The 22,165-nt window shown below is 42.2% G+C and carries 21 protein-coding genes; 13 read left to right on the top strand and 8 right to left on the bottom strand.

Features of this window, described 5'->3' with window-relative positions; translation table 11 throughout:
- Positions 1–8: 8 nt before the first annotated feature.
- The 6 genes from ACEQ1T_RS14520 to ACEQ1T_RS14495 all read left to right on the top strand — a co-directional run bounded on the left by ACEQ1T_RS14520 (position 9) and on the right by ACEQ1T_RS14495 (position 7,054).
- The gene (locus ACEQ1T_RS14520; RefSeq protein ID WP_370223486.1) at positions 9–1,835 is read left to right on the top strand and encodes an IucA/IucC family siderophore biosynthesis protein; all 1,827 of its coding nucleotides are present in this window, start codon (positions 9–11) and stop codon (positions 1,833–1,835) included.
- Complete coding sequence (locus ACEQ1T_RS14515; RefSeq protein ID WP_370223485.1) at positions 1,807–3,528, top strand: IucA/IucC family siderophore biosynthesis protein; 1,722 nt, start codon at positions 1,807–1,809, stop codon at positions 3,526–3,528. Before ACEQ1T_RS14520 ends, ACEQ1T_RS14515 begins: the two co-directional genes overlap by 29 nt.
- Before the next feature lie 215 nt (positions 3,529–3,743).
- Complete coding sequence (locus ACEQ1T_RS14510; protein ID WP_370223484.1) at positions 3,744–4,979, top strand: AMP-binding protein; 1,236 nt, start codon at positions 3,744–3,746, stop codon at positions 4,977–4,979.
- Complete coding sequence (asbD, locus tag ACEQ1T_RS14505; protein WP_370223482.1) at positions 4,976–5,254, top strand: petrobactin biosynthesis protein AsbD; 279 nt, start codon at positions 4,976–4,978, stop codon at positions 5,252–5,254. The genes ACEQ1T_RS14510 and asbD overlap by 4 nt, the downstream gene beginning before the upstream one ends.
- Positions 5,247–6,230, top strand: a complete 984-nt coding sequence (locus ACEQ1T_RS14500; RefSeq protein ID WP_370223481.1) for a DUF6005 family protein — start codon at positions 5,247–5,249, stop codon at positions 6,228–6,230. Before asbD ends, ACEQ1T_RS14500 begins: the two co-directional genes overlap by 8 nt.
- Positions 6,227–7,054 (top strand): sugar phosphate isomerase/epimerase family protein, encoded by an 828-nt coding sequence (locus ACEQ1T_RS14495; protein WP_370223480.1) that lies wholly within the window; start codon positions 6,227–6,229, stop codon positions 7,052–7,054. The genes ACEQ1T_RS14500 and ACEQ1T_RS14495 overlap by 4 nt, the downstream gene beginning before the upstream one ends.
- Before the next feature lie 134 nt (positions 7,055–7,188).
- Here the strand turns inward: ACEQ1T_RS14495 and ACEQ1T_RS14490 are convergent, their stop codons facing one another.
- Together ACEQ1T_RS14490 and ACEQ1T_RS14485 are read right to left on the bottom strand one after the other, a co-directional pair.
- A complete protein-coding gene (locus ACEQ1T_RS14490) occupies positions 7,189–7,407 on the bottom strand; it encodes a hypothetical protein (RefSeq protein ID WP_206845272.1) in 219 nt (72 codons plus the stop codon).
- 178 nt (positions 7,408–7,585) lie between these two features.
- Complete coding sequence (locus ACEQ1T_RS14485) at positions 7,586–9,319, bottom strand: ABC transporter ATP-binding protein (RefSeq protein ID WP_206845269.1); 1,734 nt, start codon at positions 9,317–9,319, stop codon at positions 7,586–7,588.
- Between the two features lie 127 nt (positions 9,320–9,446).
- Between ACEQ1T_RS14485 and ACEQ1T_RS14480 the strand changes: the two genes are divergently transcribed.
- The gene (locus tag ACEQ1T_RS14480) at positions 9,447–10,064 is read left to right on the top strand and encodes a DUF3298 domain-containing protein (RefSeq protein WP_370223478.1); all 618 of its coding nucleotides are present in this window, start codon (positions 9,447–9,449) and stop codon (positions 10,062–10,064) included.
- Positions 10,065–10,471: 407 nt separating this feature from the next.
- Here ACEQ1T_RS14480 and ahpF read toward each other — a convergent pair whose 3' ends face one another.
- Together ahpF and ahpC are read right to left on the bottom strand one after the other, a co-directional pair.
- A complete protein-coding gene (ahpF, locus tag ACEQ1T_RS14475; RefSeq protein ID WP_370223477.1) occupies positions 10,472–12,001 on the bottom strand; it encodes an alkyl hydroperoxide reductase subunit F in 1,530 nt (509 codons plus the stop codon).
- Between the two features lie 14 nt (positions 12,002–12,015).
- On the bottom strand, positions 12,016–12,579 hold the full coding sequence (gene ahpC, locus ACEQ1T_RS14470) for an alkyl hydroperoxide reductase subunit C (protein ID WP_009335870.1): 564 nt from the start codon (positions 12,577–12,579) through the stop codon (positions 12,016–12,018).
- Between the two features lie 607 nt (positions 12,580–13,186).
- On the opposite strand from ahpC, the gene ACEQ1T_RS14465 reads away from it, so the two are divergent.
- From ACEQ1T_RS14465 to ACEQ1T_RS14450, 4 genes are all read left to right on the top strand, one after another.
- Positions 13,187–13,516 carry a PadR family transcriptional regulator gene (locus ACEQ1T_RS14465; RefSeq protein ID WP_206845264.1) on the top strand — a complete coding sequence of 110 codons (330 nt, stop codon included), beginning with the start codon at positions 13,187–13,189 and terminating at the stop codon, positions 13,514–13,516.
- Between the two features lie 3 nt (positions 13,517–13,519).
- Positions 13,520–14,302, top strand: a complete 783-nt coding sequence (locus ACEQ1T_RS14460; protein ID WP_370223475.1) for a DUF1129 family protein — start codon at positions 13,520–13,522, stop codon at positions 14,300–14,302.
- Entirely contained in the window at positions 14,295–14,636 is a 342-nt protein-coding gene (locus ACEQ1T_RS14455; protein ID WP_206845261.1) for a zinc ribbon domain-containing protein YjdM, read from the top strand. The genes ACEQ1T_RS14460 and ACEQ1T_RS14455 overlap by 8 nt, the downstream gene beginning before the upstream one ends.
- A gap of 154 nt (positions 14,637–14,790) precedes the next feature.
- Positions 14,791–16,419 carry an ATP-binding protein gene (locus ACEQ1T_RS14450; RefSeq protein ID WP_370223474.1) on the top strand — a complete coding sequence of 543 codons (1,629 nt, stop codon included), beginning with the start codon at positions 14,791–14,793 and terminating at the stop codon, positions 16,417–16,419.
- A 31-nt stretch (positions 16,420–16,450) separates the two neighbouring features.
- Here ACEQ1T_RS14450 and ACEQ1T_RS14445 read toward each other — a convergent pair whose 3' ends face one another.
- The 3 genes from ACEQ1T_RS14445 to ACEQ1T_RS14435 form a co-directional block, all read right to left on the bottom strand.
- Complete coding sequence (locus ACEQ1T_RS14445) at positions 16,451–16,963, bottom strand: hypothetical protein (RefSeq protein ID WP_370223473.1); 513 nt, start codon at positions 16,961–16,963, stop codon at positions 16,451–16,453.
- Between the two features lie 620 nt (positions 16,964–17,583).
- Positions 17,584–18,417 carry an aldo/keto reductase gene (locus tag ACEQ1T_RS14440; protein ID WP_206845254.1) on the bottom strand — a complete coding sequence of 278 codons (834 nt, stop codon included), beginning with the start codon at positions 18,415–18,417 and terminating at the stop codon, positions 17,584–17,586.
- Between the two features lie 20 nt (positions 18,418–18,437).
- Positions 18,438–19,637, bottom strand: a complete 1,200-nt coding sequence (locus ACEQ1T_RS14435; RefSeq protein WP_206845252.1) for an MFS transporter — start codon at positions 19,635–19,637, stop codon at positions 18,438–18,440.
- A 288-nt stretch (positions 19,638–19,925) separates the two neighbouring features.
- On the opposite strand from ACEQ1T_RS14435, the gene ACEQ1T_RS14430 reads away from it, so the two are divergent.
- Positions 19,926–20,255 carry a helix-turn-helix domain-containing protein gene (locus tag ACEQ1T_RS14430; protein WP_009335863.1) on the top strand — a complete coding sequence of 110 codons (330 nt, stop codon included), beginning with the start codon at positions 19,926–19,928 and terminating at the stop codon, positions 20,253–20,255.
- 53 nt (positions 20,256–20,308) lie between these two features.
- On the opposite strand, the gene ACEQ1T_RS14425 is transcribed toward ACEQ1T_RS14430, so the two are convergent.
- Entirely contained in the window at positions 20,309–20,632 is a 324-nt protein-coding gene (locus tag ACEQ1T_RS14425) for a hypothetical protein (protein ID WP_370223471.1), read from the bottom strand.
- 129 nt (positions 20,633–20,761) lie between these two features.
- On the opposite strand from ACEQ1T_RS14425, the gene ACEQ1T_RS14420 reads away from it, so the two are divergent.
- Positions 20,762–21,700 (top strand): alpha/beta hydrolase, encoded by a 939-nt coding sequence (locus ACEQ1T_RS14420; RefSeq protein ID WP_370223470.1) that lies wholly within the window; start codon positions 20,762–20,764, stop codon positions 21,698–21,700.
- Positions 21,701–22,165: the final 465 nt, after the last annotated feature.

The following is a 22,165-nucleotide window of genomic DNA, read 5'->3' as shown; positions in this document are numbered from 1 at the left end:
ATGGAATTATGCATCATTCAGCCAAACAAATTGCAGAAAATGCAACGTTTCAAGCTTTTATTAATAGTTATTTGCGGGAAGTGGACAGCGGGCATTGGATAGAAAGCTGGGAGTGGATTCAGGAACAGCAGCTATCCATCCCTCTTTCAGGGGAGTTGGTAGCAGAAATAGAATTATCTGGTCAATCCGTTAAATTTGCTGTCGAAGTCCTTTACCGTTCACGAACAGGAAGACATGTAATCGGCCATGCACTTAAATATTGTTCTAATCGGCGGGAATGGATTCTTCAGGATAGACTGCCGATGATGATTACACTTATCCACGAGATGCATTTAATGGCCAAAGCTACTGGCTGCCATGAGCTTGCATCCCATTTTGATGAACTTGTGCTAAGGATAATTGAGAGCTACCAGACAATGGCGGCATATATTGAAGCGAGAATGAATGATGAGGATAGCCTGTATTCAGAAGATTGCACTTTCATTGAAGCAGAACAATCGCTCCTGTTTGGGCACTGGCTTCACCCTACACCGAAAAGCAGACAAGGGATGACTGGATGGCAGCAGCCAAGATATGCGCCAGAATTAAAGGGGCAGTTCCAGCTCCACTATTTCCAAATTGAACGTGAGATGGTAAAAGAATCCTCTAATGACCAGAAAAGTGCAAGTCAAATTATCCTCCAAACGATAAGAAAATCACTGCCGCACCTTACTGTTCCGGAAAAGGAATGCCTCATTCCAATGCACCCTCTTCAGGCCCAATGGCTTCTGCAGCAGGACTATGTCAGAGAGGCAATAGAGAAGGACCTTATAAAGGACCTTGGCAGTATGGGGCCATATTATTCAGCTACTTCTTCCATCAGGACTGTTTACAATCCTGAAGAGGAGTGGATGTATAAGTTTTCGGTCCCGGTAAAAATCACAAATTCGCTAAGGAAGAACCGATTCCATGAGCTAAGGGCAGGCACCGCCATGGCGGAGTTAATAAAAAAAATCCGATTTACAGAAAAACATCCTGTTTTCCGGATGATCGATGATCCAGCCTATATTACTGCCTTATTTCCTGGTCAGCAGGAATCAGGCTTTGAAGTTATTCTGCGATCCAATCCATTTCAGGAAGAAAAACAGTGGGGGGTAACTTCCATTGCTGCATTAGTTCAGGATCCTTTGCCTGGCATTCGTTCAAGGCTGCACCGGACCATTGAGAGGATAGCTTTGGAAGAATCTCGTAATATCCGGGATGTCAGCATGGACTGGTTCCGGAAATATTGGAAATGTGCAATGGAGCCTCTCATCCGATTATATGATGAACATGGGCTGGCGTTAGAGGCTCATCAGCAGAATAGCGTTCTGGACCTTTCTTCCGGATACCCGGAAACTTATTTTTATCGGGATAATCAAGGATATTATCTATCAAATCTCCATAGAGAGAACCTTTGCAAACTGCTGCCTGAATTGGAAGAATGCCCGGAGCTCTTCTATGAGGATGCTCTCATTCAGGAAAGGTTTACGTATTATCTGTTTTTGAATCAGCTTTTTTCAGTCATTTCAAGACTTGGGCAGGATGGTCTCATCAGTGAGGATCGTTTAATCCAATGGTGCCGAAACCAGCTTTGCTCTCTGGACAAAGAGCTGTCTGGACAGGGGAAAGATTTCATTCGGCATGTTCTTCAATCTGAGAAATTATCGTATAAAGCCAATCTTTTAACCCGCTTTCATGATGTTGATGAGCTGATGGCAAAGAACGAACAAGCGGTTTACACTTATTTGCCAAATCCATTGGCCACCATGAAGAAGGAGGAAACCTATGCTGAAGCTGCATCCGCCGTTGTCTAAAACTTTTGAGAAGAGGGTGATCAGGCAGCTCATGGAGGCCATTATTTTTGAAGGTTTAATGGATTATGCCAAGTCAGCTGACCGGCCAGAAGATCCGCACTTACATTTTACGATTTTCGGAAACGAGCGAACATACTGCTGTGAGGGAAAAATTGCTTCGTTTGACCGTGTGAGATTAATGGAAGGAAGCATTCGCACAGTCCACCATGATGGCTCCCGAACAGAAACCACCATAGAGGAATTGGCTGAAGACCTTATTGCCGATCCGGAAAAAAGGAAACAGCTTATTAATGAGCTGGAACAAACCATTCTGCTGAGTGAGTGGAATGAAACCCATCTAATGCATTCTATTTCCAGGAGAAGTCTCAGCTATGAAGAACTGGAATCAGAGATATGGGAAGGGCATCCCTACCATCCCTGCTATAAGGCGCGGAGCGGATTTACACTTGGGGATCATGCGGCATATGGGCCGGAAGCAAGGCAGTCATTTGAGCTGCAATGGGCAGCTGTCAGACGTATGAATGCCAGAATAGAATTGCTTGAAGATGAAAAAATCTTCTGGGAGCGGGAACTTGGCCCTTCCATGTTTGGGCAACTGCTTGCTGAATTGCAGCATATCGGCAAAACCTTTGAAGAATACACATTTTTGCCCATTCATCCCTGGCAGATGAAGTTTGCCAATGCTGATGCTGATATAGTGCTTCTGGGAAGCAGCGGAGATTTTTATCGGTCAACACAGTCCGTCCGTACTCTATGGAATATGACAAATCCTGAAAAAGCTCATGTGAAACTTTCGATGAATATGGTCAACACATCATCGCTAAGAACTCTGGACACACACGCGGTTTGTGCCGCACCCCATATTTCCAAATGGATAGCAGATACAGTGAAAGGTGATCCATTTTTAAAAGATGAAGCTTCATTGGTCATTCTTAAGGAATACGCCGGGATTGCCTACCATCCCGAGGAGGAAGAACCTTGTACTAAGTTTGGAGCTATATGGAGAGAGAGCATCAGGCTTTATATGGAAGAAGGTGAAGCGGCGGTGCCTTGTACGGCACTGCCATTAATGGAGAGGGATGGATTTCCGTTTATTGACGAATGGCTGAAGCGCTATGGAATTGAAAAATGGCTGAAAAGGCTTGTGGAGGTATGTGTGGTTCCTGTCTGGCATTTACTGTCCGCGCATGGAATTGCTGTTGAGGCGCATGCCCAGAATATGATTCTTCTTCATAAGGACGGCTGGCCAACACGTGTTGCTCTGAGGGATTTCCATGACAGTGTTGAGTATTGCCATGACTTTTTGGAGGAGCCAAGCTGTATTCCAGACTTTGCGGGCATTCATGACCAATTTACAAAAGGCAGGGAAGATCAGTATTATTGGATGTCTTCTATTGAATCGCTTAGAGAACTGGCAATGGATACATTATTTGTTTTTCATCTGTCTGAACTGTCCTATGTACTTGAAGAGCAATATGGCTTCAGCGAGCAGCGCTTTTGGAAGCTGACAGGAGAAGCTTTAACGGAGCATCTGAGCTGTTATCCTGAATTGATATTCCGAAACTATTTGCTGCAGCATACTGCACCTGTAATTTACGCGGAGTCATTGCTGAAGAGAAAAGGTCAAAAAGAAGAGGCAGGCGGTTTTCGCCATTATGTTAAAAACTCTTTATCGCAGTCTAACGGGCAGTAAGACTCCCTCTTTAAGACTTAGAGCAATCGAAGGGTGATAATTGGGAGTCCAACTGCCCGTAAAGGCCCGAAAGAAGAACAAAGACTAAGGACGCCACATCCTGTGGCAACGTCTTTGTGACCCACTTCCTGTGGGCCTCAACTAACAATCAGTGGGGGAAGGCATCCCACTGATTGAAGTTTCACTTTAAGATAATCATCAAAAGGAGAATTGAGATGTTTTTTGTAAATGATCAATACTATACATTGGATAATCTTGAGCAGCAATATTCAGAATTTGAAAACACTCCTCATTTAAGAGATTGCGGGAATAGAAGATTAGCTGTTTGCATGCCGGATGTGTTTCAATGGCTCGCTCTTTGTTTATTTGTACGCAGAAAAGGGGGATCCATTGTTCCGATTCATCCCTCCGTGCCGAAAGAAGGGGCAATCCGAATGGCTTCATCGGCTGGAAGCCATATCTTGCTTTACGGAAATATTCATTCACCGGTCGAACTGTCAGAACAAAAAAATATCCGTGAAGGTGTTCTGGTCCAAATGAGTTCGGGTACGACCGGTGCACCTAAGTGCATTGAACGCAGCTGGGATTCCATCGAGTTAGAACTGGAAAGCTATGTGTCTGTATTGCCGGCAGATCATCAGACAACATCTATTGTTGCCTGTCCGGTTACTCATTCATATGGGTTGATCTGCGGTGTATTTGCAAGCTTAAGGCGCGGTGCAGAGCCGGTCATTCTGTCAAATATGAACCCTAAGTATGTGCTAAAAAAAATAAAGGAACATCCGAAGCATATTCTCTATGGAGCTCCCGCGCTTTTGCATGCATTAACTCTTTTGATTGGGGATGGCGCGCGGTTCGATTGTGTGATGACATCGGGCACCCTAATGCCATCTGGCTGGCTGGAATCCTTAAAGAATATTTCAAACAGGGTTCTTCAGCAGTATGGATGTTCTGAGGCAGGGTGTGTGGCCATTCACCCGGATGTAAGTGACCCCCGTGAAATGGGCTATCCGCTTCCTCATGTTAATGTGGAAGCTGGAAGCAGAGAATACCCTGGTGAAATTATCATCCGTGATTCTGAAAAAACCATCTTTACTAAGGACCTTGGCTATGTGGAAGACGGTGTCCTGTCATTTCTTGCAAGAATGGATGACACCATTAATGTAGCGGGATTGAACGTATATCCGCAAGAGGTGGAAGATGTTCTGATGGCAGAGCCAAGAATTGCCGAAGCAGTGGTTTATAAAAAAATCCATCCGCTTTCCGGAGAAAGAGTCTGTGCACAGTATATATGCACCCAGCCTATAGAGGAGCAGGAACTGCGGGAGTGGTGCAGGGAATATCTCGCTCCTTACCAAATCCCGATGGAATTTATCCAAACAGAAGAAATCGAAAAGCTCCCGAATGGCAAAATCAGCAGGAAAAGGCTGGGAGAAGGAGTGCTGGCATGACAAGAGAAGAAATTTTACAGGCCTTATACGATATTATGCTGCATCAATTAGAACTGCCGTCGATGGCTGCCTTTCATGAGGATGCCCGTTTAAATGAAGATTTATATATGGATTCCATCATGATCCTGCAGCTTATTCTTCATTTGGAAGTGGATCTTGGCTTTGATATCCCGGATGAAATGCTGGTGCCTAAAGATTTCAGAACCGCAGGAAGCCTGGCCGACTTTCTGAATCGCCTGCAGAAGCCTGTCACAGCGGAGGCTTCTTATGATTAAAGTCCATTGTTTTGTGAGCTGTGTATGCGAGGCAGTCAAAAAGACGGAAGGGGCCGATCACAGACCTTATTATTTCGGAGTATGGGATGCTGATTTCGATGTATTGGATAATGGAGTTCTGACCTATCATTCCAAACGGATTGACCATGATTTTTTCCACCAGTGGTATGAAATGCTGTATGGAATTAAGCTTTATAGATGGTATGACGAGAAACGCAGCAAACAGGAAAATATAAATAAGCTTCTAAGCCTGCTTGAGAACAAGAAGCACCAACAGTATGTGATGGTGATGCTGGATTTGTCAAAGCTGCCTGAAAGGGAGAATAAGTTTCATCAAAGCCCATTTCCTCATTATGTGATGCTGGAATTGACAGGGAACGAAGAGGAATGGTTTATGTATGATCCGGACTTCCGCTGGGAAGGGATTCTGCCGAAGGAGAGGATTTTGGCAGCTATTGAGGATCCTTCTGCTGAAGGGGGATATTTCTTTGATGCAGCCGATATCATTCCCCCATCTGCAGAAACAGTGGAGGCATATTTTAATACATGCATTAAGCTTGACTGCAACCCAATGACTGATGCTGTTGGAAGGATTGTCGACCTATATACATCCGGATGCGAAAACCATCCTCTATCAGGATTGACATTCGCATTAAGGGAACTCCCAGTCCTTTCCATCCGAAAATATGCCTATGAACATGCATTTGCGTTTTTCTGGGATTCACTTGGGTATGATGAGGAAGGCTTTGAAGCCTGGTGTAATGAAATTGAGAAGCTGGTAAAGGGATATACCGTTATCCAATATCGGGCGATGAAGCTTGCCATGACAGGAAACCTGAGTTTGAAAAATGAAATCTCTTTAAAATTGGATGAATTGAATATCCTGGAGTTTAAAATCAAGCAGGGATTGCAGAAAAGCTTTGAAGCCTGGATTAAAATGCAGCGATCCACAAATATGAAGGAGGCAATTCTATGAAGCTATCTCTCTGCACCATCTCATTCCGGCATCATCTTCAGTCCATTGACCAAATCGCACACTATGCCCAGACAAATGGATTCCAGGGGATAGAACTATGGGGTGTACATGCCAAAAACCTGGCGGAAGATATTCATTATGGCAGTGAGTGGCTAAGTTCCTATAATCTTGAAACGACCATGCTGAGCGACTATTTGCCTCTTGATGCGCCTCTTCCGGTTTTAATGACAGAAATGCAAAGATTATGTGCACTGGCGCATAGGTGGGGAACGAAGAAAGTAAGGACGTTTGCCGGGACAAAAGGCAGTGCGGATATCAGCAGGCTGGAAAGAATCGAATTGGTTTCACGTATGAAAATGCTCTGCAAAATGGCTGAAGCCGAGGGGCAGATGCTTCTGGTTGAAACTCATCCTAATACCCTGACAGACAACCCATCCTCTACGCTTCAGCTCATTGAGGAAACGGACCATTCAGCGCTAAGGGTTAATTTTGATGTGCTTCATATATGGGAATCAGGAGTGGACCCGCTCTTTGCACTAAAACAGCTGCGGCCATATATTTCGCACTTTCATTTTAAGAATATTCAGTCCCGCTCCCAGCTGGGCGTGTTTGCCCCTAATAATGTCTATGCAGCAGCGGGCAGCAGGGAAGGCATGGTTTCATTATTTGAAGGAGCGGTAGATTACAGGGTGTTCTTAAGAGAGGCTTCGAATTTGATAGAAATGGATGCTTCCCTGGAATGGTTTGGACCAAATATGAAAGACATACTGACAAAAGACAGTAAGGAAATTATGAGAGTTCTTCAGGCAGAGAATGCCTTATAACAGGCAGTAAAAAATCAATCAAACGTTTGATTGATTTAGGCTGCAGTACGATTTCCCCTTAAATGAAAAGGTGCAGGGAGTAGTATCCTGCATCTCGAAAATTACATGGAAGAGAACAATCAAAAAAGCTTTAATCACCTTAAAGCTTTTTCGATTGCTTCTGCCGCTGACTCAATGTGGCGGAAATTTTTCTTTATATTCGTTTCTGTGTAGGTAATTTCAAAAGAATGATTGTTTTTCAAATAACAGACTGATAAAACCTGCTGTTTGTCATTTGAAAAGGTCTGAGTGATTTGAGAGTCACAATAATATTTCAAGGTTTCAAGCATGTTAAGTGTGTGATCTGTTGACATAGTCTTTAGCCTCCTTTTGGATTGGCATGACTAACTGAGATCTTAATTCCATTATAAGGAATTCATCTTCTTGTTTATATGGATAATTTGTCACATTTTATCATAAGATTTCGGTTTTAATAGGGTCAGAATCAAGATTTGCAGTAAAAAGGCCAGTCTTTGATAGACTGGCCACATCTTATGCAAGCTGCTGCTCGGCAAATTCACGATATAGATCATGTGATTGTGTCAATTCGGAATGTGTGCCGATGCCTGTGACATGACCTTTTTCGATGAAAACAATCCGGTCTGCGTCGACAATTGTGGAAAGGCGGTGGGCGATGACGAAAGTTGTCCGGCCTTCCATTAGGCGGGTAAGTGCCTGCTGGACGATGCCTTCAGATTGGCTGTCCAGGCTCGCGGTAGCTTCGTCCATCATCAATATTTTAGGGTCGCGCAGGAATGCCCGCGCTATAGCAATACGCTGCCTTTGTCCTCCGGAAAGCTTCACACCCCGCTCACCAACTTCAGTATCAAGCCCCTTTGGAAAATCGGCAATGAATTGATCGGCGTATGCCATTTTCGCAACTTCCCATAATTCCTCATCTGTGATGCTTTTGGAATTTTCCAGCCCATAGCATAAATTCTCACGGATTGTACCTGCCATCATGGCACTTTCCTGTGAAACATAGCCAATTTGGCTGCGCCAGGATTTAAGGGATATCTCCTGGATGGGTGTATCGCCAATTTTAATTTCTCCATCCGTTGGCTCGTAAAATCGTTCAAGCAAACCAAACAGGGTGGTTTTTCCGCTTCCGCTTGGACCTGCCAGTGCAATCATCTGACCCGGCTGGGCTTCCAGTGAGATATTTTCCAGAACACTCTCTTCTGCGCTATAGGAGAATGAGACGTTATCGATTAAAATCGGCTTGCTGCTGATATCCATTTCGATGCCATCTTGGCCATCTTCTAACGGCTCCTCCAAAATTTCTATGATCCGTTCAGTGGCGCCTTTTGCCTTTTGCAGCTGAGTAAAAAACATCGCAAATGAGGTGATTGGCATAATAATCTGGAATAAGTACAGCAAAAAGGCTACAAGAGAACCCGTTGACATCGTTCCGCTGGCCACACGCATGCCTCCATAGGCGATGATCATGACGATAACAACCATCATGATCAGGTACATAGTCGGGCCAATCATCGCAAAAATGCGGGCTTCCCGCAAACCGTATCCAAGAAGTTTGTCGATGCCATCCAATCCTTTTTCTTCTTCATTTTGTTCTGCAGTAGAAGACTTCATTAAGCGAATTTCACCGAGTGTTTGGGTAATGTTTCCGGTAAAGATGGCAGTTTCATCTTGAAGGCCCCGAGATATTTTAGCCATCTTTCGGCCAAGTGGAATCATAATTGCCAGTGTAATAGGAACTGAAGTGAGCATCAGCAGTGTCATTTTCCAGTCCATCACAAGCAGGATAATAATTGCACCGATAATACTGATAATCCCGGTGATAAATTGCGGGAAGTGATTGGTAATCAGCTCCCTGACTATGCTAGTATCATTAACTACACGGCTGACAGTCTGGCCGCTGGATTGCTTATCGAAGTAACTGACCGGCAGCCTTATGAGCTTCATCCACATCCGGTCCCGAAGGCGTGCCACCACTTTTTGGCCGACATAGCTGAGCAGGTAGATGGAGATTCCGCTGATGATGGCCTGGACAATAAAGGCTGCCCCAATTCCGATTATGAGCGGAACGCTTAAAGATTCAACAGAAAAACCATCCACCAGATTTTTGGTCAGCAACGGTACGAGAAGGCCAGTCAAGGTGGTTAAAATGCTGGCTGTTAAACCAATGATGAGGGCAGTCTTTGGAATTTTTGTTGATAGTATGAGTGAAATGAATGGTTTAAGGCTTTTTTGCTTTTTATCCATTTTATGTGCTCCTGTCTCTTATATATCGATTTCATTATATAACATTGAAACTTCCATTACCTGTTATGCACCTTAGCGCCTATCCGATGAATAGGATGTTTTAAAAAACCAAAAAGGATGGATAGCCGTGGCAATCAACTTTCCGGTAGGCATCAAAACGATGACAATCAGCACCGGGCCGACTAAAGTCGTTTATTATCCCCGTGTAACAAGAATGCAAAATAAGCAGCTTCAGCATGTTATCAACAGTGCTATTGTTCGTGAAAACCAGCAGCTCATTAATGAGCAAACAGGCAATATGGATACAACCGTGGTTGATTTGTATGGATACTATGAGATTAAAAATAATCAGCGAGACGTCTTGAGCTTGTCTTTATTCAATTACGTGTATCATTATCATGCGGCACATGGTATGACAGTTATAAAATCTTTGACGTTTGATCTGCAAAAAGGGAAGCAGGTTTCCTTAAAGGATTTATTTAAGCCGGGCAGTGATTATGTAAAACGCCTGTCTGAGCTGATCTCAATTCAAATTAAACAGCGTGACATTCCGCTGCTTGTAGACTTTAAAGCCATCAGGCCTGACCAGGACTTTTATATAGCAGACAAAGCACTGATCATCTATTTCCAGCTCTATGAAATAACGCCATATGCCTATGGATTCCCTATGTTTCCGATTTCCGTTTATGATTTGCAGAATATTATTGAAGAAAATGGTCCGCTGGGGAGGATGGCGGTGAATTAAAGTCAAAAGGAATGCTGCTTTAAGGCGGCATTCCTTTTTTGCTGTAGAAAGGTAAATACTTTGGCCAACACTTGAGAAGAAATATTAAGAAGGCTTATTGGTACACTGATAAGAATGAAGGGGCACAGGCTATATCTGTGCTCTTTTTCTATTTCAATCAAACGTTTGATTGAAATAGGTGGAAGTGGTTATAGGCAGTGCTTTTCAACTTAGTGGTGTTCATTCAGACAGGAGTAGGAGAAAACCGAGGCAGTGAGTCCGAACAGTGCTCATTCGGACAGGGGAAGGAGAACTAAGAAAGAATGAGTCCGAACAAATGTCTCCTGGTGTTCAATACAATAATTAAGAGTAAATAACGAAATAAAAAAACCGCTCCTGCCAAATGCAGTAAGCGGTAAGGTTGAAAATTAATTGCGGATCAAGTAGTCAAACGCACCAAGAGCTGCAGTAGCACCGGATCCCATGGAGATAATGATTTGCTTGTAGGCACTGTCTGTACAGTCTCCTGCAGCAAATACACCAGGGATGTTTGTGGCACCGCGCTTGTCCACAACGATTTCGCCGAAGCGGGTACGCTCGATCTGGTCGCCTAACCAATCTGTGTTAGGAACCAGGCCGATTTGGACAAATACACCTTGCAGTTCAACATGGTGCTGTTTTTCTGTCTCACGATCCATATATGAAATACCGTTTACTTTGTCAGTTCCGGTAATTTCAGTTGTCTGAGCATTTGTGACAACCGTTACGTTTGGAAGGCTATTCAGACGTTCCTGCAGAACGGCATCTGCTTTCAATTCAGGATTGAATTCGATAACCGTTACATGGTTAACAATCCCTGCAAGGTCAATGGCTGCTTCAACACCGGAGTTGCCTCCGCCGATAACAGCTACGTCTTTGCCTTCAAATAATGGGCCATCACAGTGAGGGCAGTAAGCAACCCCTTTGTTTTTGAACTCTGCTTCACCTGGCACGTTGACATTTCTCCAGCGTGCACCAGTTGAAAGGATGACTGATTTACTTTTCAGTACAGCACCGTTTTCAAGTTCGACTTCAACAAGGTCCTTCTTTTCAAGGCTCTTTGCACGCTGCAGATTCATGACATCGATGCCATAATCTTTCACGTGTTCTTCGAGGCTTGCAACAAGCTTAGGGCCTTCTGTGTGCTTCACACTGATAAAGTTTTCGATGCCTAAAGTATCCATTACCTGGCCGCCAAAGCGTTCAGCAACGATGCCGGTGCGGATTCCTTTGCGTGCAGCATAGATTGCCGCGCTTGATCCCGCAGGGCCGCCGCCAATGACAAGCACATCATAAGGATCCTTATCTGCAAATTCTGATGCGTCAGGGCCTGTCCCCATTTTCGCTAGAATTTCTTCAAGGGACATACGGCCGCTGCCGAATGATTCGCCATTTAGATGAACTGTCGGCACTGCCATGATTTCTTTAGCATCTACTTCTTCTTTGTAAGCAGCACCATCGATCATTGTGTGTGAGATATTAGGGTTAAGAACACTCATGACGTTAAGAGCCTGTACTACATCAGGGCAGTTGTGGCAGCTTAAGCTGACATAAGTTTCAAAACGATATTCGCCCTCAATCTTCTTCACCTGGTCGATGACTTTCTGATCAACCTTAGGTGCCCTTCCGCTAACTTGAAGCAGAGCAAGCACTAAGGAAGTAAATTCATGTCCAAGAGGAATGCCGGCAAAGGTAATGCCAGTATCCTCACCTGGACGATTTACACTAAAGCTTGGCGTCCTTTGTAATTCAGTGCGCTCAACTTTAATGTGGGAGGACATATTGGCTAGCTCATCTACTAAAGCCAGCATGTCGCTGGATACTTTATCTGATCCAGCGCTGACTTTTAGAAGGATTTCGCCCTCCATCATCTGAAGATATTGAGCTAATTGTGCTTTTATATCTGCATCAAGTAACATGATTATCGTGCTCCTTAGATTTTACCTACTAGATCAAGGCTTGGCTTAAGTGTTTCAGATCCTTCTTTCCACTTAGCCGGGCAAACTTCACCTGGGTTGTTGCGTACATATTGAGCTGCTTTAAGCTTGCTTACAACCTGGCTTGCGTCACGGCCAATTCCGCCAGCGTTGATTTCAACAGTTTGGATGATGCCATCTGGATCGATGATGAATGTTCCGCGTTCAGCCAGTCCATCTTCTTCGTTCAGAACTTCGAAGTTGCGGGAAATTCTTTGGTTAGGATCACCAATCATAACGTATTCAATCTTGTTGATTGTTTCTGAGTTATCGTGCCATGCTTTATGAGTGAAGTGAGTATCAGTTGATACAGAATAAACTTCTGCACCCATATCTTTTAAAGTTGCATATTCATTTTGAAGGTCTTCTAATTCAGTAGGGCATACGAATGTGAAGTCTGCTGGGTAGAAGCATACTACGCTCCACTTTCCTTTGAAGTTTTCTTCAGTAACATCGATGAAATCACCGTTATGGTAAGCTTTTGCTGCGAATGGTAGTACTTCTGAACCGATTAATGCCATGATTAAATTCCTCCTTAAATGGTTGAGTGATATGATTATTAATTAAATAGCGAACTATTTAATAATAATTCTAATTCGGTAATAATTATCATATACGGTATATTTTTTGTCAAGGGATAAGCTGTGAAAATTTGCTCCTTTTCGGTTAGAGGGCGGAAACTATAAATGACCCAATAAGACTCCAATGTTTAATTCTGCTTTTTCTTGGGTGGAATCAGTACGAAATGGAACTTTCAAAACGGCATTGAGCTCGTTAATAACAGTATAACTCTTTCTTCTATTAATTACCCTTTTTTTGCCTGCATCAATCTCAACTAATATGAGATTTAAGTTTATAATTGAGAATGTGTTTAAAAACGGCGGCCAATGATCAGGAACTGGTCCACATTAACTTATTATCCCCTCTTCGGCTAAAAACAATCGATATGGCATTAAAAATAGTTCAATCAAATGTTTGATTGATTAGAGTAATAAATTACCTGGTTTTTACAAAAATACCTTGCATTACAACAAAGTGAGAGTTAAAGTAAGAGTATATCTTGTATTGCAAGGTATTTAACTGCAGATAAATATCTTGTAATACAAGGTAGTGGGAGGAGCAAGGTCAATGTCAGATACCACGCAAATGTTAAAAGGAATTCTGGACGGATGTTTATTAGCCATAATTAAAGAAGGGGAGATATATGGGTATGAATTGGCGGCGAAATTGGAGTCATATGGATTTCGTTCATTGAGCGAGGGCACCATTTATCCGCTTCTTCTGCGTATGCAAAAGGAAGGACTGATCAGTGCTACTTTGCGAAAATCAACAGCTGGACCTAAACGAAAATATTACACATTAACTGAAAAAGGCGAGCAGGAGCTGGAGCTATTTATTGGGCGCTGGGAACAGGTTAGTTCATCTGTTGGCAATGTATTGAATAAAAAGGGGGTATGAAGAATGGTCTCAAAAGAGTCTGAACAGTTTTTGACAGAGCTTCGTTTTTATCTCATGTCAAAAGGGAAAAATGATGAAGAAATAAATGAAATAACAGAAGAGCTTGAAGTGCATTTAATTGAAGCTGAAGCCGATGGGAAAGATGTGTCTCATATTATTGGAGATAGCCCAAAGCAATATATGAAAAGCATCGGAGAATCAATGAGTACCGATTATCGTCAGATGGCGGGGCTGCTGCCGCTGATGATCCTTTTGCTGGGTGCTTATATCAGCGTAGGTCCTGCAATTGAAGGGAACTTTTCATTATCCAAAGGTACACTTTGGATCGCTGTTATCGCAGGATCAATTGCAGTTGGAGCTTATAGCCTTCTGATCTTCAGAGTGCTGCCTAAATTTCTTCATTCCAAGTGGAGTGCAGTTCTTCTATTAGGAGCCAGCGTGGCTGTGACAGGCTTAATGATTATGGTTTTACTTTGGAATCAGAAACAGGGGTTTGAGCCGGTTTTTACAGCAACGCCCTTTCAGAATAATGTAATTGTGGCAGTTTGTGCGGTCATATTTATTGTTTCTGCCATTTATACAAGAACATGGTTTACAATTATAATTCCCCTGTTTTTGTCTGCGGGCCCTATTGCCAATCGGTTTATTCCACAGGATGTGAATGAAGATCCAACATATATTTTATATACTGTTTTAGCATTCGTTATTATTGCGGCAATCATGATATTCATATTCATGGCTAAAAGGAAAAAAATGCTGAGTAATGGAGGAAAACGAAATGTCTAGCTTGCCTAATTGCCCGAAATGCAGTTCAGAGTATACATACGAGGACGGGCTGCTCTTTGTATGCCCGGTATGTGCACATGAGTGGACAGCTGAATCAGAAATCACCAGTCTTGAGGACGAAAAGGTGATTAAGGATTCAAATGGGAATGTACTTACTGATGGAGATACGGTATCAGTCATTAAAGATCTTAAAGTGAAAGGCACTTCTTCTGTAATTAAGATTGGAACCAAGGTTAAAAATATTCGCATCGTTGATGGGGATCATGATATTGAATGTAAAATCGATGGCTTTGGCGCCATGAAGCTGAAGTCGGAGTTTGTGAAGAAAGTGTAACGAAAAAGGGCCTATCCTTCCATGGATTGGCCCTTTTTAAATCAGTTCCAGCATATCCTTTAGAGGCTCCTAAAATAGTAGTGGAAAGGTCATCACCTCTGGTTTATGATAAAGAAAGAATATTAAGAATTTCTCAAAATAGGTGGGAGCCTCATTGATACTATTAGACTACATTGTTAATCTCTCCATTTTTTCATTATTGGTCAGTGTGCCTTTAATTCTCCGCTCGTTTATCAATCATAAACCGCTTAAGGACCTGCATCTTTTGGGCGGCCTGTATGCAGGAATTATTTCTGCCATTCTTGTGGGTTTATCTTTTAACGAGCAGGGTTATTCCTATGATATTCGTTACGCCATTCTGATTTTGGCATTTTCCTATTTGGGGCCAGGGGCAGGGTTTATTACCGGAATAATTGCCCTTGTATCAAGGCTTGCAGTCAGTGAGAATTGGCTACCAGCCATCATAGGATTATCCCTTATTTTGATTGCTTTTGCAGTCATACATAGATATAGCCGCCACCTAAAGGCGGTTAGAAAAACGGCCATATTATATGGTGTATATTGTGTCATTTATATTATAACGGTGCCGATCATTTTTAACGTTTTTAGGGACAAGCCTATTTTTCATCTGCAATATATTCTGTTTGTGGGTCTTGGTGTCATTGTTGGGAGTTTACTGATTGAATCCTATGAAAGATTGATACGAATCATCACAGAAAAAAAACGGATGGAAAAGACGCTGGAAGAAAGTGAGTCTAAATACCGGCTGATCGCTGAAAATACATCAGACTTAATTGCGGTAATGGACAGGGATCGCAGTTTGAGTTATTTGTCACCATCACATGAGTTTGTTTTAGGATATGAAGTGCCGGAGCTGCAAAAGCTGGAAGTGGATGTTGTTATTCATCCGGATGAAGCGGATAATTTTCAGGCTGGCATGCAAAGGATATTCGAAAATAATGAGCGCATGGCAATGGAGTTCCGCCTAAAACACAGAGAGGGCCATTGGATTGAATTTGAATCACGCTGTATGCCGGTTGAAGGTGAAAAGGGTGTAATCGAGCATGTTGTTATGATCAGCAGAGATATTTCCGAGCGGAAAAAAGCAGAGGAATTTCTTTTGCAGTCTGAGAAATTATCGATAGTCGGGGAGCTCGCAGCCGGGGTAGCCCATGAAATCCGAAACCCGCTTACAACCATCAAAGGGTTCCTGCAGCTTTATAGGAGCGACAATAGCCAAATTAATGAATTGCTGCTTAGCGAATTGGAACGCATTGAAAATATCACCACTGAAATGCTTTCGCTTGGAAAGCCGCAGGCCATACAAATGGACACCGCTGATTTAACAGATATTATAGAGAATACAGTAGAGTTATTATCCCCTCAGGCGAATATGAACGGTATCCAGTTCAAGCTGAATTTTGCAGATGGTGATTTTTTAATTTCATGTGAAAAAAATCAAATAAAGCAGGTTTTTTTGAATATCTTAAAAAACGCAATGGAGGCTATGGATAATGGAGGGGATATTGAAATTTCCCTCACAGATAATAATGACGGGGGATGTCTTGTCTCCTTTCAGGACCAGGGCTGTGGAATCCCTGACGAATTTCTCCCGAGACTTGGTGAACCTTTTTATACATTAAAAGAAAAAGGGACTGGCCTGGGACTTATGATTTGCCATAAGATCATTAAGCAGCATCATGGAAGCATCGTTTATAAAAGCAAGATTGGTGAAGGTACATTAATAGAGATTACATTGCCGCTTTTAAAAACAACTAAATAAATTGAAAAGAGCAGGGGCATTCCTTGCTTTTTTAATTTATTTTGGAAGACGCCTCAAGCTCGGGATCCATAAGTCTCTTTTTTGCAAAGCGAAACACAATAATGAGCAAGACAGCCGCTGCCGGATAAACCGGGATTGAATAGACCAGTTTCCATCCTGTATAGGTCAGTGCATGATTTTTAACAGTAAGCCATTCAAAGACTATGGAAAATGCACTCCAGCCCAGTATGTACCAAATAGACCTCTTGCCATAGAGTTCCCAGCGGTCATAGCCAAATAAAAAAATCAGAGCGGAACAGGGATACATGAAAAAATGAAAAAGGGCTCCCGATAGTTCATAAGTAGGGTTGTCACCAAATATATACATCCGAAAAGGGGTGGCCAGCAGAAAGTAATCAATGGTCGCAACCAATGCAAGGTTATAAACCCATATGATTATAACTAAAACTGGAGGAAAGTACTTTCGGATCGGCAGAAATAAGAGTATGACAATTGCAGAAGTCAAAATAAAGAACCCTTCATTCCAATCAAATGTTACATTCATACAGCCTAGACTCCTCTATATAGTATCTTCCGGAAAAAATTCATAAAGCCGATTAAAATAAGCAGTGACAGCAGCCAAAAAGTAGATGACCACCAAATTTTCCAATGAATATGGATCAGCACTCCTGTTTTATGCCCAAGCCACTCCAGTCCCCCTAAGATCAAGATAAAAAAGATTATTAAGAGGAGCTTTCTCTTGTATGCTTTCTGGATAAGAAAATAGTTCAAAAAAAGGACCATGAAGGCAGGGAATAGCAAAATTCGGTTAAGGAAATGGGAGAATTCATAGCTTAGTTGTTCCGGAATGATGAGAGTTTTGAAGTTCATATAGCAAAGGGCTGAAAAATTTTGAAAGAGATAGGAGCTCAACATCCAATAGACGAAGGTTTCCAATATATGCAGATGTTTCTTTAGTTTAATAAAAAGAAACAATACGAACATATTGATCACGAGGTAAATAAAAAAAATCATTGTGCAGGAACCCCCTTTGTCTCACTGGATCTTTCTCAAATAACTTAACTTGTTTCTTCTTATCTTGTTCATTAGGGGCTGTTTTATTTAGTAACCTGATCATGTTAATAAGAAAAGACGAGGAGCCTGATGCACCTCGTCTCCTTATATTTAGAAATCAAAATTGTCGGGATCTGGTCCAACACGTAAATGTGCATCTAAGGAATCAATCAATTCCATCTCTTGCTGAGAAAGTTCAAAATCAAATAAATCTGCATTTTCTTTGATGCGATGAGGTTTTGTTGACTTAGGGATGACGATAATGCCGTTTTGCAGGTGCCACCTTAGGACAATTTGAGCAACGGATTTTCCATGTTTTGCAGCCAGTTCATGCAGGACCCCGTTTTCGAATAATCCGCCTTGCATTAGTGGGGCCCACGCTTCAATGTGCATATCATGTTTGGCAGCAAAGTCACGAAGTTCAGTTTGTGCCAATTTCGGGTGCAATTCAATTTGATTAATCATTGGTTTGATTTCAGCTGTTTTCAATAGATTTTCTAAATGGCTGATCTGAAAGTTGCTGACGCCAATCGCTTTGATTTTACCTTCTTTATATAAATCTTCCAGTGCTCTCCAAGTTTCTGTGTATTTTCCCTCAACAGGCCAATGGATTAAATAAAGGTCAAGATATTCAAGTCCCATTTTTTTCAATGAGGTGTTAAATGCCTTAAGGGTTGCTTCATAGCCCTGGTCAGAGTTCCACACTTTTGAAGTGATAAAAAGTTCCTCTCTATTAAAGCCAGACTGGCGGATGGCTTCTCCCACCCATTCCTCGTTTCCGTAGATGGAAGCTGTGTCGATGCTTCTATAGCCAATTTCAATTGCTGCTTTAACAGCGGTCAATAGTTCTTCTTCCTTTTCCACTTTAAATACACCAAGGCCAATCCTGGGCATTTTAACTCCATTTGCAAGTGATGCAGTACTTGATAAAGATAGTTTATTCATATAAGACACTCCTTAATTAATTAGTTAGTTTGTTTTTCAAGCTTTTTTAGCCATCCCGTCAGAATTACAGCCCCAAGCACCATTACTCCGCCAATCCACGGTGTGTGAATTAAGCCGATAGAATCGACGATCAGTCCCCCGGCAAATGAGCCAATGGCAATTCCGATGTTAAAAGCTGCAATATTTAAAGCGGAAGCAACATTGACCGCAGAAGGAACATATTTCTCAGCCAGGTTTACCACCAGAATTTGAAGGCCTGGCACATTCATGAAAGCAAATAAGCCCATTAGAAAAATAGCAATAAGCCCAATAATTTTAAAAGGTGCTGCAAAGGTTAGCAGGCCCAGAATAATGGCTTGCAGAGCAAACATCCAAAACAATGCCTTTAATGGATCTTTGTCAGAAGCTTTTCCGCCAAGAACATTGCCGATTGCCACGGCCACTCCGTAAGCAAGCAGAATGATGCTCACCCATTTTGCGCTAAAACCTGTTACATCTTCGAGAAGCGGAGTCAGGTAGGTAAAAGCAACGAAGGTTCCGCCATATCCCAATGCGGTAATGCTAAAAGCTAAAAGCAGTTTTCCGCTGCTTAGAATTTTCAGCTGTTCACTGAATCTGGAAGCCGGTGCTTGTTTTAGGTCTTTTGGAACAAGAATGGCACTGGCGATAATTCCAATTACCCCAAGCAGCGCCACTCCCCAGAAAGTAGCTCTCCAGCCAAATGTCTGCCCGATAAACGTTCCGAGCGGTACACCTGTCACGGTTGCGACAGTTAAACCAGTGAACATAAAGGCAATCGCACTGGCGCGTTTGTTCTCAGGAACTAAATCAGCGGCAATGGTCGAGCCGATTGAAAAAAAGATGCCGTGTGAAAAAGCTGTAATGAAACGTGCAGCCAGCAAAAGGGCAAAAGAGGTGGAGACGGCTGCGACGGAATTTCCGATAATAAACAAAATCATTAATCCCATGAGCAGTGACTTTCTGTTCATTTTACTGGTCAAAGCAGTTAGTACAGGTGCTCCAATGGCAACTCCCATGGCATAGCCGGAAATTAATAAACCAGCCAATGTTATGGAAATTCCCAAATCACCTGAAATGGTCGACAGCAGCCCAACAGGAACAAACTCTGTGGTTCCAATTCCGAATGCACTAATTGCGAGTGCAAGCAGGGCAGGAGTGCCGCCTTTTTCTTTTTGTGTATCTATAGCAATAGAACTCATTGGCAATGAATCCCCCTTATATTTAAAGTTTGGGATGGAGCAAAGACATCATAGCCAGGCGCCTTGGCCATACAGTCTTGATGAAAGATATTATGGAGCATGGCAAACATGGTGAACAGTACGTACTTTAAAGTAATGCAGGCACTAAAAAGTAACCTATGGTCAATTTCACCATTTTGTTTTAAGCTTCCTTATGCTATTATGGATGGCATGATTCTATATGAACAGTACGCACTTTAAAGTAATGTAGGTACTTTTTAGTGCCTGTCAAACAGAGGGGGAAGGAAGTTGGCATACAATATTCCGGTAGAAGCTACATTAGATGTGATTGGCGGGAAGTGGAAAGTTGTAATTATGTGCCATTTAATTAAAGGTGAAAAGCGAACTAGCGAGCTTAAACGGCTTATGCCTGGGATTACACAAAAAATGCTGACTCAGCAGCTGCGCGAGCTTGAAGCGGATGGTGTTGTTAACCGTGCTGTTTTTGATCAAGTCCCTCCTAAGGTTGTCTATTCGTTAACAGATTATGGATGGTCACTTCGCCCGATCCTGGATGCAATGTGCAACTGGGGGGAAGGGCATATTGAATTAACAGGCGGAGAGCTTGTGGAACAATAAAAAAACCAGGACTCGTATGCTTTAGGCAAACGAGTCTTTTTTATGTGGCTGAGCTATTTACTCTTTATTTGTTCGCGGATACTCTCGAGCTCCTCCAGCGATAAAGAGCCAAGCGATTTTTTTATTTCTTCCTCGATTTGTTTCTTATTATTTTCCCTGTATCGGTCCCACCATTCCCGGAGGCCTTCGGTATTTGCAAGCAGATATTCGATATCGATTTCTTCCACCTCATCATCCGATAGATAATTTAAAACAGCAGCTAACATCCGATTCAGCTTGCTGACTTCATTTTCACTTTTTTCCTTTGAGTTTGATGATCCTGCAGTATCTAATTTGGTCTCCTCGCCGCTGCCTGCTGAAGCTGTTTTCTTTGGCATGAAATCAATCCTTTCTGCTGCAAATAAGATTTACTTTTAGTATTGCCTCAAAAAAATTTATAAAAAAACTGAACTTTATTTATTAGTAAGCGTCTTATACGTAAAGTCGCTGCATAGGGGTGATTGATAATGAAAGAACGTGAGATTGATTTCAATTCAGATGTAAATCTAAAGGGAACAGTGAGCTTTCCGAAAGAGTCAGAAGGAAAGCTTCCTCTTGTTGTTATATTTCACGGCTCAGGCCCAGTTGACAGGGATGGCAATGCAAAGGTTATGCAGATGAATGCTTATAAGATGCTTGCTGATTTTTTTTCATCCATTGGGGTGGCGGTTCTAAGATATGACAAGCGGGGAGCAGGTGCGAGCAACGGTGATTTTTATGAAACAGGAATGTGGGATTTAGTTAACGATGGGATAGCCGCTGTGAAGACGGCGCGAGAACTGCCGGGAATCGACCCTGAAAGAATTTTTCTGCTGGGTCATAGCGAAGGATGCTCTTTAATTCCTCCTATTAATAGGCAGGCGGATGCTGCAGGAATTATCCTGCTTGCCGGTCAGGCGGATAATATAAGAAAAGCTTCCGAATTACAAGCAAGACTGCTGGAAGAGGAAGTTAAAGAGATGAAGGGAGTTAATGGCGTCCTCCTTCGTGCTTTAAAAGTTCATAAAACAGCTGCCTCCAAACAAAAAAAGGTTTTTGATGAGATGATGGAATCTGAAGAGACGGTGATGAAGAAAGGATTTACAAAGATTAATGCAAAATGGGCACGTGAGCATTTTCAATATAATATGAAAGAAGATTTGGCCGCGATTACATGTCCCGTTCTTGCAATTACCGGGAAGAAGGATGTTCAAGTAAACCCTGATCATGTGCATCATTTTGCTGAAAAAGTGAATGGTCCAGCTGAGAGCTATAATGTGCTGAAGATGAACCATCTCCTTAGGGACCAGGAAGAAGAAACTTCTATGATAAAGCTGAAGTCAATTTATAAAGGGAGTCTTTCAAAGCCATTGAGCGCTGAAATGCTATACATTATGGAAAACTGGGCTAAAAGGTATATTCTTTAAAGAAGTAAAGCTGTATGCACGCAGGAATTGTAAAAAAAATATTGAGCATGCATTTTTTTATTTAAGGTATTGACTACTGGGTCTATATTATTGTAAGATAGTCTTTGTCGCTTAGAGGTATTCGCTGAGCGGAGGCAACAAATAGAAGCTTTCAAAACTGTTTGGACATCAAACAGAAAAAAGTAAAAAAAGATTGTTGACTTCCCTATGAGAAGATGATAAGATAAATTTCGTTGTCACTTCGAAAGAAGTTAGCGCATTAGTTCTTTGAAAACTAAACAAAACAGAAACGTCAACGTTAATTCTTTAGTCTTTATTTGAAAAGACAACTTATGAGCTTAATCAACTCTTATATGGAGAGTTTGATCCTGGCTCATAAGTTGTCTTTTCAAATAAAGACTAAAGAATTAACGTTGACGTTTCTGTTTTGTTTAGTTTTCAAAGAACTAATGCGCTAACTTCTTT

Source organism: Cytobacillus sp. (genome assembly GCF_964223445.1).
Lineage (GTDB): Bacteria > Bacillota > Bacilli > Bacillales > Cytobacillaceae > Cytobacillus.
The sequence above is the reverse complement of the archived record's forward strand: the minus strand, read 5'-3'. Positions and strand labels throughout refer to the sequence as shown.

Excerpts from the sequence above, each read along its gene's own strand:
- ACEQ1T_RS14520 (WP_370223486.1), top strand. The coding sequence starts at position 9 with ATGCATCATTCAGCCAAACAAATTGCAGAAAATGCAACGTTTCAAGCT.
- ACEQ1T_RS14515 (WP_370223485.1), top strand. The coding sequence starts at position 1,807 with ATGCTGAAGCTGCATCCGCCGTTGTCTAAAACTTTTGAGAAGAGGGTG.
- ACEQ1T_RS14510 (WP_370223484.1), top strand. The coding sequence starts at position 3,744 with ATGTTTTTTGTAAATGATCAATACTATACATTGGATAATCTTGAGCAG.
- asbD (WP_370223482.1), top strand. The coding sequence starts at position 4,976 with ATGACAAGAGAAGAAATTTTACAGGCCTTATACGATATTATGCTGCAT.
- ACEQ1T_RS14500 (WP_370223481.1), top strand. The coding sequence starts at position 5,247 with ATGATTAAAGTCCATTGTTTTGTGAGCTGTGTATGCGAGGCAGTCAAA.
- ACEQ1T_RS14495 (WP_370223480.1), top strand. The coding sequence starts at position 6,227 with ATGAAGCTATCTCTCTGCACCATCTCATTCCGGCATCATCTTCAGTCC.
- ACEQ1T_RS14490 (WP_206845272.1), bottom strand. The coding sequence starts at position 7,407 with ATGTCAACAGATCACACACTTAACATGCTTGAAACCTTGAAATATTAT.
- ACEQ1T_RS14485 (WP_206845269.1), bottom strand. The coding sequence starts at position 9,319 with ATGGATAAAAAGCAAAAAAGCCTTAAACCATTCATTTCACTCATACTA.
- ahpF (WP_370223477.1), bottom strand. The coding sequence starts at position 12,001 with ATGTTACTTGATGCAGATATAAAAGCACAATTAGCTCAATATCTTCAG.
- ahpC (WP_009335870.1), bottom strand. The coding sequence starts at position 12,579 with ATGGCATTAATCGGTTCAGAAGTACTACCATTCGCAGCAAAAGCTTAC.
- ACEQ1T_RS14465 (WP_206845264.1), top strand. The coding sequence starts at position 13,187 with ATGTCAGATACCACGCAAATGTTAAAAGGAATTCTGGACGGATGTTTA.
- ACEQ1T_RS14460 (WP_370223475.1), top strand. The coding sequence starts at position 13,520 with ATGGTCTCAAAAGAGTCTGAACAGTTTTTGACAGAGCTTCGTTTTTAT.
- ACEQ1T_RS14455 (WP_206845261.1), top strand. The coding sequence starts at position 14,295 with ATGTCTAGCTTGCCTAATTGCCCGAAATGCAGTTCAGAGTATACATAC.
- ACEQ1T_RS14445 (WP_370223473.1), bottom strand. The coding sequence starts at position 16,963 with ATGAATGTAACATTTGATTGGAATGAAGGGTTCTTTATTTTGACTTCT.
- ACEQ1T_RS14440 (WP_206845254.1), bottom strand. The coding sequence starts at position 18,417 with ATGAATAAACTATCTTTATCAAGTACTGCATCACTTGCAAATGGAGTT.
- ACEQ1T_RS14435 (WP_206845252.1), bottom strand. The coding sequence starts at position 19,637 with ATGAGTTCTATTGCTATAGATACACAAAAAGAAAAAGGCGGCACTCCT.
- ACEQ1T_RS14425 (WP_370223471.1), bottom strand. The coding sequence starts at position 20,632 with ATGCCAAAGAAAACAGCTTCAGCAGGCAGCGGCGAGGAGACCAAATTA.
- ACEQ1T_RS14420 (WP_370223470.1), top strand. The coding sequence starts at position 20,762 with ATGAAAGAACGTGAGATTGATTTCAATTCAGATGTAAATCTAAAGGGA.